Raw genomic sequence first — 18,022 nt, forward strand, 5'->3', positions numbered from 1 at the left:
GGCGGCAGTTCAGCGCCGGTTGCGGGTGCGTTTATGGCGTGCGCCGTTGTGCTGGGCGGTCTTGCGTGCGCTCCCTTTGCGTGCGAGAGCCTGTCGGGCTGTGACGTCGTGGCCGAGGGTGTCCTCGCCGGGTCGGCGTCCGCGGTCGTCGATGAGCACGAAGTCGAGCTGGCGCTTCTCGAGGCTTGCCCGGGCCACCTGCACGCGCACGTTGTCGCCAAGACGGTAGCGCACGTTGTTGCGGCGTCCGATGAGGCAATAGTTTTTCTCGTCGAAGTCGTAGTAGTCGTCGGCGAGCTCGCGCACCGGCACGAGGCCTTCGCACATGTTGTCGTCAAGCTCTACGTATAGTCCCCACTCGGTGACTCCGGATATGACTCCGGAGTAGACTTCGCCCATGTGGTCGCCCATGTATTCGACCTGCTTGTATTTGATCGATGAGCGCTCGGCGTTGGCGGCGAGCTGTTCCATCTCGGAGGAGTGCTTGCATTGATCTTCGAGCTTCTGGACATTGACGGAGCGGCCGCCGTGGAGGTAGCGTTCGAGCAGGCGGTGGACCATCATGTCGGGGTAGCGGCGTATCGGGGAGGTGAAGTGGGTGTAGTAGTCGAATGCGAGTCCGTAGTGGCCGATGTTCTGGGTGGAGTAGACGGCTTTGGCCATGGACCTGATGGCGAGGGTGGATAGGAAGTTTTCCTCGCCCCGGCCTCTGACGTCGGAGAGCATTCGGTTGATGGAGCGGTTGACGTCGCGCGAGGTGCCGCTCTCTTTGACTTTGAAGCCGAATGTGCGCGCTATCTTGGAGAGGTCGGCGAGTTTGCCGGGGTCGGGCATGTCGTGGACGCGGTAGACGAACGCTTTGGGCTTGCGGCCGCCCCGCGGCTGTCCGACGAAGGTGGCCACTGTCTTGTTGGCCAGCAGCATGAACTCCTCGATGAGTTTGTTGGCGTCTTTCGATTCCTTGAAATACACGCTGACGGGGTGGCCTGTGGCGTCGATCTCGAAGCGCACCTCGGCGCGTTCAAACTCTACTGCTCCCTCGGCGAAGCGCTGCTTGCGGAGGGTCTTGGCGAGCGAGTCGAGGGCGAGTATCTCGGTGGAGTAGTCGCCCTGGCCGGTCTCGATCACCTGCTGTGCCTCCTCGTAGGTGAAGCGGCGGTCGGAGCGGGTGACGGTGCGGGCTATCTGCGAGCCGACGACGCGTGCGGCGGCGTCCATCTCGAAGATGACGGAGAATGTGAGCTTCTCTTCGTCGGGTCGCAGTGAGCATATGCCGTTGGAGAGGCGCTCGGGGAGCATCGGTATGGTGCGGTCGACGAGATAGACCGATGTGGCGCGGTTCTGTGCTTCGCGGTCGATGATGGTATCGGGCTGCACGTAGTGTGTGACGTCGGCTATGTGCACTCCTACCTCGTAGTTGCCGTTGGGGAGGGTGCGTATGGATAGTGCGTCGTCGAAGTCCTTGGCGTCGCGCGGGTCGATGGTGAAGGTTGTGACCTCGCGCATGTCGATGCGGCGGGCTATCTCGTCGGGGGTTATGCCGGCGTCGATATGGTTGGCGGCCTCCTCCACGTTGGCCGGATAGCGGTAGGGTAGTCCGAATTCGGCGAGTATGGCGTGCATCTCGGTGGTGTTTTCACCGGTCTTGCCGAGTATGTCGATCACTTCTCCGCGGGGGTTTTTCTCTTCGTCGGGCCACGACGTGATGCGTGCCACGGCTTTGTCGCCGGTCTTGCCTCCGCGGAGCTTGCCGCGGGGTATGATTATGTCGGTGGCGAGGAACTTGGAGTCGGTGACGAGCACTCCGAACTGTTTCTCCACGCGCAGTGTGCCGATGAATGTCTGCTCTTTCTGCTCAAGTATCTCCACCACTTCGGCCTCCGTTTCGACTCCGCGCCGGTTGGCGGCCACGATCACCCGGACCTTGTCGCCGTTGAGGGCGTGCATGGAGTTGCGTTCGGCCACGAATATCGATTCGCCGTCCTCGTCGGTCACCACGGAGTTCTTGCCGTTGGAGCGGCGGACGAATGTGCCTGTCGACACGCTGCCGCGCTGCGGGGCCTTGTATTTGCCCGGCGACACTTCGAGCAGGTCGCCGTCAAACGCCAGTTCGGCCAGCTGCAGTGCTATGGTGCGGTGCGCGGCCGGGGTGTCTTCGTCGATGGCGTAGGCCACCTGGCGATAGTTGAAGGTGTTGTTTTTCTGGCGGCTGATATATTCGAGCACTTTCGCTCTGATGTCCTTGGCGGTTGTCTTGGCCGATGTTCCGGCCGTTTTTTTTGCCGTGGATTTGGTTTTGGCAGTGGATCGTGGCATTTCGGTTATGATTAAGCGGTGGGTGGAGAGTGTGGGTGGAGCGGATCGCGGCGGTGTCTCCGGCCGCGACCCGCTCCACTATGAGTATAACGCCGGTTCAGGCATCGATGTTGGCGTAGTTGGCGTTTTCTTCGATAAATATGCGTCGTGGTTCCACTTCGTCGCCCATGAGCATGTCGAATATGCGTTCGGCTTCGATGGCGTCCTTGATGGTCACCTGCTTGAGCAGACGGTGTTCGGGCGACATGGTGGTGTCGCGGAGCTCTTCGGCGTTCATCTCGCCCAGACCTTTGAATCGCTGCACTTTTGATTTCTCGCCGTGCCTGGCTATGAACTGCTGCACCTGTTCGGGTGTCCAGCAGTAGTCCTCGATCTTGCCCTTGGTGCATTTGTAGAGGGGCGGCGTGGCCAGATAGAGGTAGCCCTGTTCGATGATGGGTCGCATGAACTTGAAGAAGAATGTCATGAGCAGGGTGGCGATGTGCGCTCCGTCGACGTCGGCATCGGTCATGATGATGATCTTGTGGTAGGCGAGTTTGGAGAGGTTGACTGCCTTGGAGTCTTCCTCTGTGCCTATGCTGACGCGCAGCGCGCGGAACATGGTCTGTATCTCCTGGTTGTCGAACACGCGGTGCTCCACGGCTTTCTGCACGTTGAGAATCTTGCCTCGCAGCGGAAGTATGGCCTGGAACTGGCGGTCGCGTCCCTGCTTGGCGGTGCCGCCTGCGGAGTCGCCCTCGACGAGGAATATCTCGCAGTTCTCGGCTGTGCGCGAGGAGCAGTCGGCGAGTTTGCCGGGGAGTCCGCCGCCCATGAGCGGGGTCTTGCGGAGTATTTTGTTGCGTGCGTTGTAGGCTGCCTGTCGGGCCTGTGCGGCGAGCACGATCTTGTCGACGATGGTGCGGGCCTCCTTGGGGTGCTCTTCGAGGTAGTTGCCGAGCGCTTCGCTGACGGCCTGCGACACGGAGGCCATCACCTCCTGGTTGCCGAGTTTGGTCTTGGTCTGTCCCTCGAACTGCGGTTCGAGCACTTTGACCGACACTACGGCCGTGAGTCCCTGGCGGAAGTCGTCGCCGGCCACCTCTACTTTGGCTTTTTCGAGTATCTTGTTGTCGTCGGCATATTTCTTGAGGGTCTGGGTGAGTCCGCGGCGGAAGCCGGTGAGGTGTGTGCCGCCCTCTATTGTGTTGATGTTGTTGACGTAGGAGTAGACGTTCTCGCTGAAGTCGGTGTTGTAGGTGAGCGCCACCTCCACGGGTATTCCCTGGCGCTCGGTGGTGAGGTGTATGACGTGGGGTATCAGCTCTGTCTTGTTGGAGTCGATGTAGCGCACGAATTCCTCAAGTCCGTTCTCGGAGTGGAACACTTCGCTGCGGTGCTTGCCTTCGGCGTCGGTGACGCGTCGGTCGGTGAGCGTGAGGGTGATTCCGGCGTTGAGGAAGGCCAGGTCGCGCAGACGGTTGGCCAGTGTGGAGTAGTCGTAGACGGTGACGGTGAATATCGATGCGTCGGGCAGGAATGTGATGGAGGTGCCGGTGTGGGTGCTCTCGCCCTCTACGCGCAGCTCCGTGGTGGGCTTGCCGCAGGAGTATTCCTGCACGTAGTGTTTGCCGTCGCGGTTGACCTCGGCGCGGAGGTAGGTGGAGAGGGCGTTGACACACGATACGCCTACGCCGTGGAGTCCGCCCGACACTTTGTAGCTGCCTTTGTCGAATTTACCGCCGGCATGGAGCACCGTGAGCACTACCTCGAGAGCGCTTTTGTGCTCTTTTTCGTGCATGTCGACCGGTATGCCTCGACCGTTGTCGACCACTGTTATGGAGTTGTCTTCGTTGATGGTCACTTCGACGTGTGTGGCAAATCCGGCCAGCGCTTCGTCGATGGAGTTGTCCACCACTTCATACACGAGGTGATGGAGTCCTTTCTCGCTGATGTCGCCGATGTACATCGCCGGGCGTTTGCGCACGGCTTCGAGTCCTTCAAGCACCTGAATGTTGCTCGCACTGTAGTTTTCTTCTTCTATTTCTGCCATGTTGGGGTTGATTTCCTGTTGGTTGGCGTCAGCAGGGCGTGGCCCTGACGTGTCGACGCCAAAAATCATACAAAGTTACAAAAAAATCTTGATTCAGCGTCAGCGGTGTCGAAAATATCATCGGCGGTCGCCGTCAAAGCGAAAAGGAAGGATTTTCTTTTGAAAGGTCGTCCTGATAGTCTGAAAGCTCACGTGTCACAACTGTTGATAACGAGACAACTTTACTCAGAGAATTTCAGACTGAGGTCTATTCGCGAAAATACTTATCCCTATAGAATTAGAATGAAATTTTGACAATGAATTATTGACAGCGAGAAGATAGAGGCGGTGAATCCGGTATATATATGTTTAGCAACAAATAGGAAATCGGGCTTGCGTTATCTCGACGCAAGCCCGATAGTGACCGATTTGATGAAAAGAGTCTGTATAATATCGGTCGGCAGAAAAAAAGATTCATTAAAGAAGTACTACTTGTCCAAAAGTCATAAGTACAATATATCCAAGAATAAGTCCAATTGTTCCCATAATCAAGCCCGTGGTGACCATGTCCTTTTGCTTGATGAATCCCGTTGCGTCTGCAAGGGCATTGGGAGGAGTGGAAATTGGCAGAATCATGGCTACTGACGAACTGATTGCAACCCCAATAAGCAGAGTTCCTATACCTCCGAGTTCTGCGAGTTTGACTCCCATACTTGACCCGGCTATCGCAAGAATAGGGATAAATAATGCTGCGGTCGCTGTGTGGGAGATAAAATTTGCCATTAGATAACAAAGCACTCCGGATCCGATGACGACCACCAACGGCGACCAAGTTCCAAATGGAATGGATGTTATCAGGTGCTGAGCAAGTCCTGATTCCTGAAGAGCTACACCAAGGGCAAAACCTCCGGCGACCATCCAAAGTATACTCCAGCTTAATTCCTCAAGATCTCGCTTTGTTATTATGCCAGTCACGCAAAGTACTTTAATCTGAAGCGGGTTGTTGTTTTGCCTGTGTTCCTTTTTCCACTGATGATACTCATCTACCAGTTGGAATCCATGAAAGTTCTTAAACATAACTTTCCTTCAGCGCTATGTGATGATTATCAATCAAATTCTTTAAGGATTTGATTTTAGTCCATTGATCGTTGTACTGGAGACCGCGTGGCGCGTAGTTAGACAGGCAGAATCCGGTTTTAGGACTGATAGCCAAAAAAACGGGATTGATATGTCTCTTGGCTTTCCTTACGAAACGGATAATGGCATCTTTATCATCCGGAAAAGGAGAATGTGCGTCTATAAGCCCCATTACGACTTTCTTCCCTTTCGGCAGATGGCTTAGAATCTCTATTGAATAATCATCAGCTACATCAAAAGGCATGAAGAACTTGTCGGCAATGACTTCCGACAATATCCGTGGCATGATATTATCAGGATATTTTATATATTCCCACTCCGGTACTATTGTGTCACCACCGGAAAGATAAATTGCCTTCTCAATATCAGAAGGCGTTTCAGCGAAAGAACCATTGATCAGTTCAATTAAGATATTTTGTAAACTTATGGTGTCTATACCACCTTGCAGAAGCCTTTTTGCGAAATTATCCTCACATAGGCAGCCACACGCTGTATCATCGAATACTATGCTTCGGCATCCCAATTCATACAGTCTTATTATGGTTTTACGATATGCTTCAGTTATGTCGGATACAAGGCTTGAAGCATCTGGATAGAGACGTTCAGGGTGTCCGTCGGCCATAAGAAGGAGTTGCATATACAACTCGGTAGGCGATGGAATAATTTGGCGGCACACTGCACGTTCGGCTACGGCATCAGCCATAAACTTGAAATCATCGAAATAAGGGTGTGATGGATTAAAAGAAATGCGACCCGTGAAGCGCATTAGATCGGTAAGGTTTGTATCAATAGAATACAGATGGCCACTTTCGAGGCGTTCTTTTGATATACCTGACAGGCCGAAGAAGAAGTCCTTGTTCCAGTGTTTCCAGCGTATTCCTCCCGACGTAACAACAGTCAGTCCACATTCAAGCTGTCTCTCGACGATGTCAAGAACCGCATTATTTTCAATCTCTTTCAAACGATCGGATGAAAACTTCCCATGGTCACATTTGATTCGCGTTGCATTTAATTCGGATGGTGGGAGATAGATTCCGATTACATCAAATTCCATTTAGTACGAGGTGATGATGATAAAGTTAAACAATAGATTTCAACATGTATCATCTCTCGTGCCTCTTGTGGGTTCAATGATTGGCATACAGCAAAGGGCAAAGTCACTTTGACTTCACCAGAGCGACCATGGGGGTTATATGAGTTTCCTTGCTGAAGGTCGCAAATGTATTGTATGTCAGTTGTCGCTATCATAGCATCCAGTCCTCGGGATTAATGATACAATGGTCCCGGCAGGTCTCCTGACTTGTCCTGTTTCCGTAAGCCTTCCCGGTCATATCGTGACCAGTGACTGTAATCTACGGAAATCCTTGGCGGACTCACAGTAGCGGGTCTGTTCAGGATTCTCACCTGATTCCCTTTTAATTCATGGCATCTTGCGATGCACACGAAACCTGAGACGGTGCAAAATTACTCAAAATTTTTCAAACAATGAGTAAATATAATAGAAAAATCAAATCATCAAAGTTTCTATGCATTTCTATGCATCAGTTCTATGCATCAGCGCCGTCAGGATATCTTCATGAGCTCGGCCATGAAGCGGTTGCGGTCGGCGGCGCGCTGTCGTGTGCGGTTGCGGTAGGTGTAGACGGTGTTGAGCGATAGTCCGAGTGTGCGGGCTATGCGGTTGCAGTCGTCGACTCCGATGCGCATGAACGCGGCCACGCGCAGTTCGGGGGTGAGCTGTCCGGGTGTGGGATGTGGAAATGTCTTTTCAGGCAGCAGGAGGCTGTTGAGGCGGTCGACGAAGCGTGGGTAGGTGCATAGAAACGCCGTGTCGAAAAGCTGCTGGAAAATTTCTGTCTGGCTGTTGAGCAGGCGGAAGCTTTCTCTTGCGTGGGCGTCGGTGTGGCGCGATTCTTTGGTGAGCGCCCGCAGGTTGTCGGAGATTTTCTGATGACTGTCGGAGTGGGCGAGTCCGAAGTCGATTATTTTGTGGAGCAGTTCGGTCGGAACGGTCTGCTCGGAGGGTATGGTTGTGAGACCGCTCCCGTTGGAAACAGTGTCGGCAGTGTCGGCGTCGGGAGGCGTGTCGTCGGCCGGGGATGTTACGGTGGTGTGTGTCGCTGTGTCGGGCCGGTTGTCGGGTGCGGTGTTTTTGCGGCGGTAGAGCGATATGCATCCGGCCGACGATATGGCAAACATCGATGCCAGTATTATTTCGGCGGTGGTGATCCTGTCGTAGGCCGATGTATTGTCGGTTGTCTCTGCAGGTCGGATGTCGGAGCGGGTCTGACCAGTGTCGGCAAGGGCGTGGGACGGCAAGGCCGTCGATATCGACAGCAATATGATGAATGTTGATATAGCGATATGTTTTTTCATTCGATAGAAGGTAGGGTAAACATGTTAATGGTGCAAAATTATTATATTTTTGGCAAAGAAACCGTGTTTTGACGTTGCCGGTCGGGTCACACATTTGTTTGAATTTCGATGCTCGTGATTTGGATTTGTAACATGCGGTGTATAGATCCATGCGGTTGTAATATATTGAGAGTCAATTGTCTAAATGAATCATTTATTGTATTTTTATCGATATGCGGTTAGATGGTATTGATATGGGTGGGGATTGTTTGTAATTTTGTGTTGTAATTTCGTGGGCGTGTATAGCGCCCGGTTCTTAATTTGAATCAGGAGTTTGTTAAATATGTTCCGTAAAGTGTATCCGGGATGTAAATCATTTTGGAGTTTCAAGTAAGAAGTGCATAATAGTAATGTGTTTTATGTTAGGTTTGGCAGCCTGATTCCAATTTTGAGATGACGGCTAAGATGTAAGCCGCTCCGTGAGGAACGGCTTATTTTTGTTGCTCTTGTATTATCTATACTGCGGGTGGATGTAGTGTGGAGGTATGTTTTTTGTATGGGTAAACAACGTTAAATTTTTTTTAGGTTAAAAAGTTTTATGTTAAAATCTATGATTTCGTTGCGATAAACCGATGTGGTTGTTAACTTTGCATCGCTCTTCCATGCCGGTTTATCACCGGGAGCATTTTATAGGGACAGTATGAGTGTGGAATTACGGGATTTTGGCTACACTCGGCAAAAGCTATGACTTGGATTAGATACTTTGCTATGCCGCCCTGCAGGAACGGCATGTCTGTCGCATAGTACAGTCAGAAAAAGACCATGAACAAGATCGAGGCGGTGTGTCGACGGTTTTCACGAACCATCAATACACCGCCTCGGTCTGTTTGCGTGGAAATCTCTGTCGGCCGGTCAGAATGTGAACTCTTCCATTGTCATGGTGGCGAGCTGCTGGAGCTGGGGCACGATGGTGCGGAAGTGATCGGTGGCCATGTGCTGCTCGAGGTCGGCGCGGTCGTTCCACGTCTCGCAGATCATAAGGTGGTTGTCGACGGTCAGCGATCCGTATAGGTCGTAGCTGATGCACCCCTTGTCGTGGAGCGAGAGTTCGGTCAGTCCGGTGGCGGCCTCAATGAGCGGCCGGCGGTTGGATTCTTTCTCGATAAGAAGGAATACGTTGAGTCGTATCATGATTATACGGGTTAGTGGTTGATGGATATGCTGTGGTTAAAACGCCTGCGACGGGGCGGAAAGTTCAGCGGGTGGTGCCGGTCGTGAGTTCCTGGCGCAGGAACGGGGCTGTGGGCGATGTTCCGGCGGCGACCTCTTCGGGCGTTCCGGCGGCGAGTATCATGCCCCCTTCAGAGCCTCCTTCGGGTCCCATGTCGATCAGGTGGTCGGCGCATTTCACCACGTCGAGGTTGTGTTCGATCACCACCACGGTGTTGCCTTTGTCGACGAGGCGGTTGAACACTCCGAGCAGCACCCTGATGTCTTCGAAATGCAGCCCGGTGGTGGGCTCGTCGAGCAGAAACAGTGTCCGGCCGGTGTCGCGCTTGGCAAGCTCGGTGGCGAGTTTCACGCGCTGGTTCTCGCCTCCGGAGAGTGTCGACGAGGGCTGGCCGAGTTTTATGTATCCGAGCCCGATGTCGTGCAATACTTTTATCTTGTTGAGTATGGCGGGGATGCCGGCGAAGAATTCCACGGCCTGGTTGATGGTCATGTCGAGCACGTCGGCTATCGATTTGCCTTTGAATCTCACTTCGAGTGTCTCGCGGTTGTAGCGTTTGCCGCCGCAAGCCTCGCAGGGCACGAGCACGTCGGGCAGGAAGTTCATCTCTATGGTGCGGTAGCCGTTGCCTCCGCAGGTCTCGCATCGTCCGCCCGATACGTTGAACGAGAATCGTCCCGGTTTGTATCCGCGTATCTTGGCTTCAGGCAGGCTGACAAACAGGTTGCGGATGTCGGTGAACACTCCGGTGTAGGTGGCGGGGTTTGAGCGGGGGCTTTTGCCGAGGGGCGACTGGTCGACGGTCACTATCTTGTCGATGTTTTCGAGTCCTTCGATCGAGGCGTAGGGGAGCGGCTGCTCCTGCGCGCGGTAGAAGTGGGCGGAGAGTATCGGACGGAGGGTGCCGTTGATGAGCGATGATTTGCCTGATCCGCTGACTCCGGCCACGACCGTCAGAGTGCCCAGCGGCAGGGTGAGGTCGACTCCGCGCAGATTGTGGCCTGTGGCTCCGAGAAGCCGGAGTGTCTTGCCGTTGCCGGGTCGCCGTCGCTGCGGCACCTCTATGCGCCGCTGTCCGTTGAGATATGAGGCGGTGAGGGTGTCGGTGAGCAGCATTTTGGCGGGTGGCCCGCTGAACACCACTTCGCCACCCTTGCGCCCGGCCTTGGGGCCGATGTCGACAACGTGGTCGGCTTCGAGCATCATGTCTTTGTCGTGCTCTACCACGATGACGGTGTTGCGGGCGTCGCGCAGTTTCTTGAGCGAGTCGATCAGGCGGCGGTTGTCGCGCTGGTGGAGGCCTATGCTCGGTTCGTCGAGGATGTAGAGCACATTGACGAGCTCCGATCCGATCTGTGTGGCCAGGCGTATGCGCTGGCTTTCTCCGCCCGAGAGGGTGGAGGAGTTGCGGTCGAGCGATAGATAGCCGAGTCCGACGTCGACAAGAAATCCAAGACGTGTGCGTATCTCCTTGACGATCTCGCGCGCCACTATGCCACGGGTGGAGGGGAGGCGGTCGGAGAGGCCTTCGGTCCATTGGTAGAGGGCGCTGATGTCCATGCGGCAGAGGTCGGAGATGTTCTTGCCGTCGATGAAGAAGTGGAGCGCCTCGCGGTTGAGGCGCCGGCCTCCGCATTCGGGGCATGCGGCGCGGCTGAACCATTGGCCGCTCCATTTCTGGGCGCTCGACGATGCGTCGTCGGCCTGTTGCATCTCGATGTATTTGAGTATGCCTTCGTAGGTGAGGAAGTAGTTGGAGGTGGAGAGGGTGGCGTTGGAGATTTTGAGTCGCTCGTCGGTGCCGTTGAGTATGTCGGCGAGGGCTTCTTCCGACAGTTCGCCCACGGGTGTGGTGAGCTTGTGGCCGTATTTCTGGCAGATAGCTTCGATCTGCCAGAATATCATCGAGTTGCGATATTTGCCGAGCGGGGCTATGCCTCCGTCGCGGATCGATAGCGACGGATCGGGCAATATCTTGGCGCGGTCTATGATGTTGACCTGTCCGAGTCCTTTGCACGTCGGGCAGGCTCCCTGCGGGGAGTTGAACGAGAAGTTGTGGGGCGCCGGCTCGCGGTAGGAAATGCCGCTGACGGGATCCATCAGCGACTGGCTGAAGTGGCTCGTCTGGTCAAGCTCCACGTCGTAGACCATCATCTCTTTCTCTCCCTGGCGCAGGGCTTCGTCGACGCTGTCGCGCAGGCGCTGCATGTCGGAGGCTCCCTTGAGGCGGTCGATCACAAGCTCAATGGAGTGGTTGCGGTAGCGGTCGAGTTTCATGCCGTAGGTGATCTCGAGCATCTGTCCGTCGACTCTGACGTTGAGGTAGCCTTTCTTGCGGAGGCTCTCGAACAGTTCCTTGTAGTGTCCCTTGCGGTTTTTGACAAGCGGGGCGAGTATGTAGATCCTGCGGTCGGGGTAGCGCTCCGATATGAGGCTTACGATCTTCTCGTGGGTGTATTTGACCATCGTCTCGCCCGAAATGTAGCTGCGCGCCTCTCCGGCGCGTGCGTAGAGCAGTCGGAGGAAGTCGTAGATCTCGGTGGTGGTGCCTATGGTGCTTCGCGGATTGCGGTTGACGGTCTTCTGCTCGATGGCTATGACCGGGTTGAGGCCTGTGATCTTGTCGACGTCGGGGCGTTCGAGCGATCCGAGCATGTTGCGGGCGTAGGATGAGAATGTCTCGACGTAGCGGCGCTGTCCTTCGGCGTAGATCGTGTCGAAGGCGAGCGACGATTTGCCCGATCCCGACAGGCCGGTGATGACGGTGAGGCTGTCGTGGGGTATCTCTACGTCGATATTCTTCAGGTTGTGCACTCTCGCTCCCATCACTTCAAGCTGCTCTTCGGCTATGGCGGTGGGTGCGGTGTCGTGGATATGCGGTTTTGTTTCAGTCATTGTGGTAACACCCTGTTGTGTCTGTCGGCAGGGCGGTTGTGGTCATTTCGGTTATGTATTGTGTGTCGCAGCGGTGTGTGGCGTGTCAGTCCTTGATCCAGTTGCGGTCGTAGACGGTGGGTTTCTGCCGGCTGCGCATCTGCGCTCCGGGCTTGGGCACCATGACGGTGTAGGTCTTTCCGGTCTTGTTGGGGAGCGATTTGGCGCGTATCCAGGGGTTGTGGTCGCGCAGTGCCATGTAGGTGGTGCCGTGGTCTATGGCCCACTGCTGCCAGTCGTCGACCGGTCCGCTGACTTTCACCGGAGTGCATTCGGCGGCGCGGTAGAGCTGATTGGCCTTGAGTGAGAATCCGTAGTCGGCGGGTCGGGTCATGATGAGTTTCATGGCAAGCAGGCGGAACATGTAGCGCGACGTTTCGTCGGTCAGGTAGAGGTTGTAGGCGGTGTTCTGCCCCTGAGCCTGCAGTTCGCGCGATATGCGTGCCATCCCGCCGTTGTAGGATGCGGCCACCGACTCCCAGTTGCCGTAGCGTGAGTAGGCGCGTTTCAGATAGCGGCATGCGGCCTCGGTGGCTTTTTTGAGGTTGTAGCGTTCGTCGACGAAGTTGTTTACTTCAAGCCCGAACTCTTTGGCGGTGGCCGGCATCAGTTGCCAGAATCCGGCGGCTCCGGCGGGCGACAGTGCCCGCGGGTTGAGGGTGCTTTCGATGCAGGCGAGGTAGAGCATGTCGAGCGGCACTCCGTTGCGTTTCAGTATCGGCGCCATGACCGGAAAGTAGCGGTTGGCGCGTTTTATGGTGAGGAGGGTGTTGCCGTGGGTGTAGGCCATCGCTGTGAGTTCGCGGTCGAGGCGTTCGTACATGTCGTCGCGGTCGAGGCTGACTGTGTTGCCGGCGAATGTCACTTTGGCCGGTATCTCGGGGTTGACGACGTTGGGAAACTGGGCTGCCGCGGCCATTGCTGCCACGACGGCCATTGCTGTCAGTATGTTGCGCAGTCTGTTCATGTTCTGATAGAGTGTCAAAGGTTTTGAGGTATGGGATGATGTGTGTGTCTATCGTTTTCTTCTGATGATGTTGATGTCGCCGCCGAGGTTGTAGCTCTTGCCGTCGGCTCCGCGTGCCTTGACGACGTAGTAGTAGGCTCCGGGATCCACGAGGCGGCCTTTGTAGCGTCCGTCCCATCCTTGCGAGGGGTCGGTGAGGGTGGCGAGGCGCACGCCCCAGCGGTTGAATATGTGGCATTCGAATTCGACGAGGGAGCGGTAGCTGACTTTCCATTCGTCGTTGACCCCTTCGGAGTCGCCGGGAGAGAATGCGTTGGGGCATGAGAGGCGGCTTTCGCCTATGCTCACGTTGTAGGTGTCGCTGACATAGAGGCAGGAGCCGTCGGCGTTGGCGGCCGTGAATCGTGCGAAGAAGTTGCCGGCCTCGCGGAACGTGTAGGTGAAGTCAGGGTCTGTCTCGCTGACGATGATGTCGGTGAATTCATCGTTGGTGGCAATCTGCCACTCGGTGAATGCGGTCGCTTCGGTTGTTGAGGCGGTGAATGTGGCTTCGAGCGGCGCCGATCCGGCTGTCGCGGCGTCGTCGGTGGTCTGTTCGTTGGCCACGTCGCGTGTGTTCAGTTTCATTGTGGCGCTGGCGGCGACAGCTGTGGGTGTGAAACCGGATTCGACAGCCTCGACGGGGCGTTGCCACTGTATCAGGAAGCGGTCGCCGCGCAGCGTCAGGGCGGTGGCGCACAGCGGGGCGTCGATGGCTATCACCTCGCGGAGGTAGGGAAATGACTCTACGGTTTCGCGCTTTGCAAAATTGCCATCTTCGTCGGCTTCGAGAGTGCTGTGGGTGAGTGTGATCCGGCGGTCGATCTCAAACGGGCGTCCGTTGATGCCGTGATAGGTCATGCGGGGAGCCACGCCGGTATATGCGAGTTCGAGCGTGGCGCAGTCGCTGAGCGTGGTGTGGAGTTCGCCGCAAGTCATCGGGGTATCGTTCCAGTCAGTCACCCAGAAGAAGGTGCGGATGTCGCCCTCTTTGGCTATGTAGCCGTGGCTGCCGCTGTGCAGACTGATGGAGGCGCCTTGTCCGATCCGTGTGGCTTCCGAAGCACCGTCGACGCCGAACATATACCATACGGCCCCCTCGGGCGATGTGACAGTGGCGCTGAGCCCGTCGGATCCGTCGGTCACCCATGCATGGTTGAGGCCGCTTGACGGCTGGACTTCGATCTCCACCGGCGGCACAGTGGCGGAAAGCCTGACGTCGGCGGCGGCTTTCAGCGAGGTTATGATGATTATGGATATGTAGACAATCGTCAGTCGCATTCGCTCAAAAATAGTTTTAGCCTGCAAAATTACTAAATCTGTGGCTTATGGCGATGCGTGCTTCTATGCGGCAGGTGTTAATTTCCTGTTATTTTTGCAAAAATCCCCTCCCGGACGACAGTGGGTCATCTCGTTCGTGGATATGCCGGCGCAGCAGACAGATCCTATGGCAATATGCTTTAGCTCACAATGGTTACGTATCTAAAATTGTATAGGCGTGTATAAAAAGAGAGCCCACGTCCGGATGGCGGAAGTGGGCTGAGAAGGTTATATATCCTACGGTTTACCCTTTGGGTTAGACTCCGGGTTATAAATAGAGCCTTGGCTTTTTAATAACGCCAGCAAAATGCCTTCTCTTTGGTAGTAAAACGCCGGAGTGCACTGATGGTTCGCGGCTCCGGCGTTAAATAGTGTTTTCTCGCGGTCTGATGTCAGTGGGCCGAGTCGGTGGCGGTCACCTTCACCGAGTCCATCTTGCGCCATGCCACTATGATATATGCGGCGACAAACGGCACGATCACCGATACCCAGCTCATCACGGTGAGCGTGAATTCGGTCGACGAGCTGTTGCGGATGCTCAGCGAGCTTGATGCGTCGAGCAGCGACGGGTAGTAGGCGGTGGAGTTGAATCCGGCGTAGCAGAAGAGCGCGATGACCACGAGAATGGTTCCCGCTCCGGCCCACCAGATGCCTCCGCGCCATGCCTTGCGGAAGGCTGTGGCGCCGATGCCCCACAGTACGGCGGCGACCCCGGCTGCAAATGCTATCGTGGCCGGCCACAGGTCGATCGCGTTGTGGAGATATTTGTATTCGGTCCATCGGAATGTGTCGGGGTCGGTCTGTGTCAGTCCGCGCTGTGTGAGCAGGACGGCGAGAAATGCCAGAAACAGCACTACGAACACCGCGCCGTTGATCGTGGCCTGGCGTCGCAGCCGTGCGCCGAAAGCATCGTCGGCTATGTCGTTGAGCATGTAGAGCGAAGCGAGTGTGCGCGCGAGCATGAGCACGGTCACTCCGAGAAGCAGGTTTTTCCAGCAAAGTATGGCTTCGAGTCCGTGGGTGGGCGCCCAGCGCGATATGACGGGCGATCCGTGGTCGAGTATGTTGCCCATGTTGACGGTAAACTCTGCTCCGAAAAACATCATGCCCACGGCCACTCCGAGCAGTATGCACCCGGCGCATCCGTTAATAAGCAGGAATGCGTCGTAGGTACGGGTGCCGAATATATTGCCCGGTTTGCGGCGGAATTCGTAGCTCACAGCCTGAAGCACGAAGCTGAAGAGTATGAGCATCCAGAGCCAGTAGGCGCCGCCGAAGCTCGTGGAGTAGAAGAGCGGGAATGACGCGAAGAATGCTCCGCCAAACACCACAAGGGTGGTGAATGTCAGCTCCCATTTCTTGCCGAGCGAGCTGATGATCATCGTGCGCTGTGATTCGGTGAATCGCTGGAAAAGCATGGTCTGTCCGCCCTGCACGAAGAGCAGGAACACCAGAAGCGATCCGAGTACGGCTATCAGCAGCCACCAGTAATTCTGAAGATATTCAAGTTCCATGGTTGTCAATGTCATTTTTCGTTTTCAAAATCGGTTTCGGCGCCTTTGCGCAGCTGGCGTGTCATGATGCATATCTCCGCAGCCAGAAAAGCGGTGAATACGGCTGCGAACATCCAGAATGTGGTCTGCACGCTTGCGGCGGAGATGTCGCTGACGGCTGCCTGTACGGGCATGAGCCCCTCGATGATCCAAGGCTGGCGTCCGACCTCGGCGGTGACCCATCCGGCTTCGGAGCAGATCCACACTACGGGGATCGACGCGATGGCAGTCAGTATATACCATCGTTTGGTCAGCAGGTCGTGGCGGCGGAACGCTCCCCATAGTGTCAGCGCGAGCACGAGGCACAGGAATCCTCCGGCAATCACCATGATATGGAACGCATAGTAGGTGACGGCTACAGGCGGCACTGCCTGGGCTGGCGACTGGAGATAGCCGTAGCCGAAGTTGTCGAAGTCGGCCTTTAGCTCGGCGGCGGCCTGCGTCATAGCGGCCGTGTCGCCCTCTTTGCGGGCTGCGTCGTAGCGTCGTAGCGCATTTTGGGCGCGCTGTCCGGCGGCTATGCGTTGGGCATAGCTTTCGGTCTTTACGGTGTCGCCGGCGGGTGTGACGGCGCGCCCCTCTATCAGATCGTTGATGCCGGGTACGAAGCCGTCCACCGAGTGGGTGGCGAGTATCGACAGCCCTGCAGGGATGCTGATGTTGAACAGGAAAGCGGGCTTGTCGTCGCCCGGCTTCTTGTCGGGGTTGAGGATGCCGAACGCGCTGATGGCCTGCCGGCACGATCCGTCGTAGAGTCCCTCCATGGCGGCGAGTTTCATGGGCTGCACCCGCGCCACGTCGACAGCCGATCCGTCGCCGCTCCATAGGGTGCCGAGCATGCCGATGGCTCCAACCGCGGAGGCTACCTTGATGGAGCTTATGGCCATGGCGTGGTTGCGTCGCCGAAGCATGAACCAGGCGGAGATCCCGGTGACGAAGACACCCGAAAGCACCCATCCCGACATGACGGCATGGAAGAACTTGTGGATGGCTACAGGCGAGAGCACCACTGCCCAGAAGTCGTCCATGACATTGCGCATCTGTGCCGGATCAAACTCCATGCCCACCGGATGCTGCATCCAGGCGTTGGCGATGAGTATCCACAGAGCCGAGATCGACGCTCCGATCGCGGTGAGCCATGTGGCGGCCAGATGAAAACGCGGACTGACCTTGTTCCATCCGAAAAACATCACTGCGATAAACGTCGATTCCATGAAGAACGCGAGCAACCCTTCTATGGCGAGCGGCGCTCCGAATATGTCGCCTACAAACCAGCTGTAGTTCGACCAGTTGGTGCCGAACTCGAATTCAAGGATTATGCCGGTGGCCACTCCGAGGGCGAAGTTGATGCCGAACAGTGTCATCCAGAATTTTGTGATGGCGAGCCACCGCCGCGATCGGGTGCGGTAATAGATGGTTTCCATGATGCCGATGATCACCGAGATTCCGAGGGTGAGCGGCACGAACAGCCAGTGGTACATGGCGGTCAGGGCAAACTGCCATCGCGACCAGTCGACTACTTCTACGAGATTTTCCATTAGCGTCTGTGGTTGAGTTGTTATGGTGTTGAGTGTTGATTGTCGGTCGGTTGTCGGTCGGGCTGCGATCCGCGGTCTATCAGCTGGCCGCGCACTGCCGCGGCTCTATCCTCGTCGGTCGGATAGTCGCGGCTCAGCAGGTCGGGAAAGAAGAAGAGCCGGAACACCAGGAACAGTATGGCCAGTTTTATCAGTATTATGGCCCACAGACTTCGCCCCACCGTCATGGAGCGGAATCCGTCGATGTACAGATCGGCAACTCTGCGTATCAGGTTGCGCGGTCGCTTTTTGTCGGAGATGTCAGATTGTTTTGCCATCTGTTGATAGAGTGTGTTCGGTGTGTGACAGAATTAAAAAGATTGTGGAGGCATAAAGTTCGTAAATACATTGGCAAAAGGCAATTTTTCCGATAAAAAATATTTTTCTGTGAAAACTTATGGTCGATGATTTGGATAATTGCAAAAAACATGCTACCTTTGCACCACCAATCAGAAATGATTCGGAAAAATAGACCACGGTGAGGTGGGTGAGTGGCTGAAACCACCAGTTTGCTAAACTGACGTAGGAGCAATCCTACCACGAGTTCGAATCTCGTCCTCACCGCCATAAACGGAAGCACGA

Annotated in this window: 11 protein-coding genes, 1 tRNA gene, 1 pseudogene and 1 riboswitch; of the genes and pseudogenes, 1 reads left to right on the plus strand and 12 read right to left on the minus strand. The window is 55.7% G+C overall.

What is annotated here, in order from left to right; translation table 11 throughout:
* Positions 1-9 precede the first annotated feature (9 nt).
* The 12 genes and pseudogenes from rnr to NF347_RS00120 all read right to left on the minus strand — a co-directional run bounded on the left by rnr (position 10) and on the right by NF347_RS00120 (position 17,718).
* Positions 10-2,316 (minus strand): ribonuclease R, encoded by a 2,307-nt coding sequence (gene rnr / locus NF347_RS00065; protein WP_107036108.1) that lies wholly within the window; start codon positions 2,314-2,316, stop codon positions 10-12.
* A gap of 97 nt (positions 2,317-2,413) precedes the next feature.
* Positions 2,414-4,348 carry a DNA topoisomerase (ATP-hydrolyzing) subunit B gene (gene gyrB, locus NF347_RS00070; protein ID WP_107036133.1) on the minus strand — a complete coding sequence of 645 codons (1,935 nt, stop codon included), beginning with the start codon at positions 4,346-4,348 and terminating at the stop codon, positions 2,414-2,416.
* A 456-nt stretch (positions 4,349-4,804) separates the two neighbouring features.
* Positions 4,805-5,323, minus strand: a pseudogene (locus NF347_RS00075) (SLC13 family permease); the annotation flags it as partial.
* Positions 5,324-5,396: 73 nt separating this feature from the next.
* Positions 5,397-6,518, minus strand: coding sequence for a uroporphyrinogen decarboxylase/cobalamine-independent methonine synthase family protein (locus tag NF347_RS00080; protein WP_107036106.1), 1,122 nt, complete (start codon positions 6,516-6,518; stop codon positions 5,397-5,399).
* Between the two features lie 214 nt (positions 6,519-6,732).
* A riboswitch (cobalamin riboswitch) is annotated at positions 6,733-6,931 on the minus strand.
* A gap of 96 nt (positions 6,932-7,027) precedes the next feature.
* Entirely contained in the window at positions 7,028-7,840 is an 813-nt protein-coding gene (locus NF347_RS00085) for a DUF6377 domain-containing protein (RefSeq protein WP_107036105.1), read from the minus strand.
* A gap of 891 nt (positions 7,841-8,731) precedes the next feature.
* Complete coding sequence (locus NF347_RS00090) at positions 8,732-9,010, minus strand: putative quinol monooxygenase (RefSeq protein ID WP_107681398.1); 279 nt, start codon at positions 9,008-9,010, stop codon at positions 8,732-8,734.
* Positions 9,011-9,074: 64 nt separating this feature from the next.
* Entirely contained in the window at positions 9,075-11,945 is a 2,871-nt protein-coding gene (gene uvrA, locus NF347_RS00095; RefSeq protein WP_123541695.1) for an excinuclease ABC subunit UvrA, read from the minus strand.
* Between the two features lie 85 nt (positions 11,946-12,030).
* A complete protein-coding gene (locus NF347_RS00100; protein WP_107681400.1) occupies positions 12,031-12,951 on the minus strand; it encodes a lytic transglycosylase domain-containing protein in 921 nt (306 codons plus the stop codon).
* A 48-nt stretch (positions 12,952-12,999) separates the two neighbouring features.
* Complete coding sequence (locus tag NF347_RS00105; protein ID WP_107681401.1) at positions 13,000-14,271, minus strand: T9SS type B sorting domain-containing protein; 1,272 nt, start codon at positions 14,269-14,271, stop codon at positions 13,000-13,002.
* A 431-nt stretch (positions 14,272-14,702) separates the two neighbouring features.
* On the minus strand, positions 14,703-15,824 hold the full coding sequence (locus NF347_RS00110; RefSeq protein WP_107681405.1) for a cytochrome d ubiquinol oxidase subunit II: 1,122 nt from the start codon (positions 15,822-15,824) through the stop codon (positions 14,703-14,705).
* 11 nt (positions 15,825-15,835) lie between these two features.
* Positions 15,836-17,401: a cytochrome ubiquinol oxidase subunit I gene (locus NF347_RS00115; protein ID WP_107036100.1), complete on the minus strand. Its 1,566-nt coding sequence runs from the start codon at positions 17,399-17,401 to the stop codon at positions 15,836-15,838.
* A 20-nt stretch (positions 17,402-17,421) separates the two neighbouring features.
* Positions 17,422-17,718: a DUF4492 domain-containing protein gene (locus tag NF347_RS00120; RefSeq protein ID WP_107036099.1), complete on the minus strand. Its 297-nt coding sequence runs from the start codon at positions 17,716-17,718 to the stop codon at positions 17,422-17,424.
* Positions 17,719-17,917: 199 nt separating this feature from the next.
* Here NF347_RS00120 and NF347_RS00125 point away from each other — a divergent pair.
* A tRNA-Ser gene (locus tag NF347_RS00125) sits at positions 17,918-18,007 on the plus strand.
* The last annotated feature ends 15 nt before the right edge of the window (positions 18,008-18,022 follow it).

This window comes from Paramuribaculum intestinale, assembly GCF_030759015.1.
Classification (GTDB): Bacteria; Bacteroidota; Bacteroidia; order Bacteroidales; family Muribaculaceae; genus Paramuribaculum; species Paramuribaculum intestinale.

Coding starts and splice junctions, on each gene's coding strand:
- NF347_RS00110 (WP_107681405.1), bottom strand. CDS start 15,824: ATGGAACTTGAATATCTTCAGAATTACTGGTGGCTGCTGATAGCCGTA.
- NF347_RS00080 (WP_107036106.1), bottom strand. CDS start 6,518: ATGGAATTTGATGTAATCGGAATCTATCTCCCACCATCCGAATTAAAT.
- NF347_RS00100 (WP_107681400.1), bottom strand. CDS start 12,951: ATGAACAGACTGCGCAACATACTGACAGCAATGGCCGTCGTGGCAGCA.
- rnr (WP_107036108.1), bottom strand. CDS start 2,316: ATGCCACGATCCACTGCCAAAACCAAATCCACGGCAAAAAAAACGGCC.
- NF347_RS00105 (WP_107681401.1), bottom strand. CDS start 14,271: ATGCGACTGACGATTGTCTACATATCCATAATCATCATAACCTCGCTG.
- NF347_RS00090 (WP_107681398.1), bottom strand. CDS start 9,010: ATGATACGACTCAACGTATTCCTTCTTATCGAGAAAGAATCCAACCGC.
- NF347_RS00120 (WP_107036099.1), bottom strand. CDS start 17,718: ATGGCAAAACAATCTGACATCTCCGACAAAAAGCGACCGCGCAACCTG.
- gyrB (WP_107036133.1), bottom strand. CDS start 4,348: ATGGCAGAAATAGAAGAAGAAAACTACAGTGCGAGCAACATTCAGGTG.
- NF347_RS00115 (WP_107036100.1), bottom strand. CDS start 17,401: ATGGAAAATCTCGTAGAAGTAGTCGACTGGTCGCGATGGCAGTTTGCC.
- NF347_RS00085 (WP_107036105.1), bottom strand. CDS start 7,840: ATGAAAAAACATATCGCTATATCAACATTCATCATATTGCTGTCGATA.
- uvrA (WP_123541695.1), bottom strand. CDS start 11,945: ATGACTGAAACAAAACCGCATATCCACGACACCGCACCCACCGCCATA.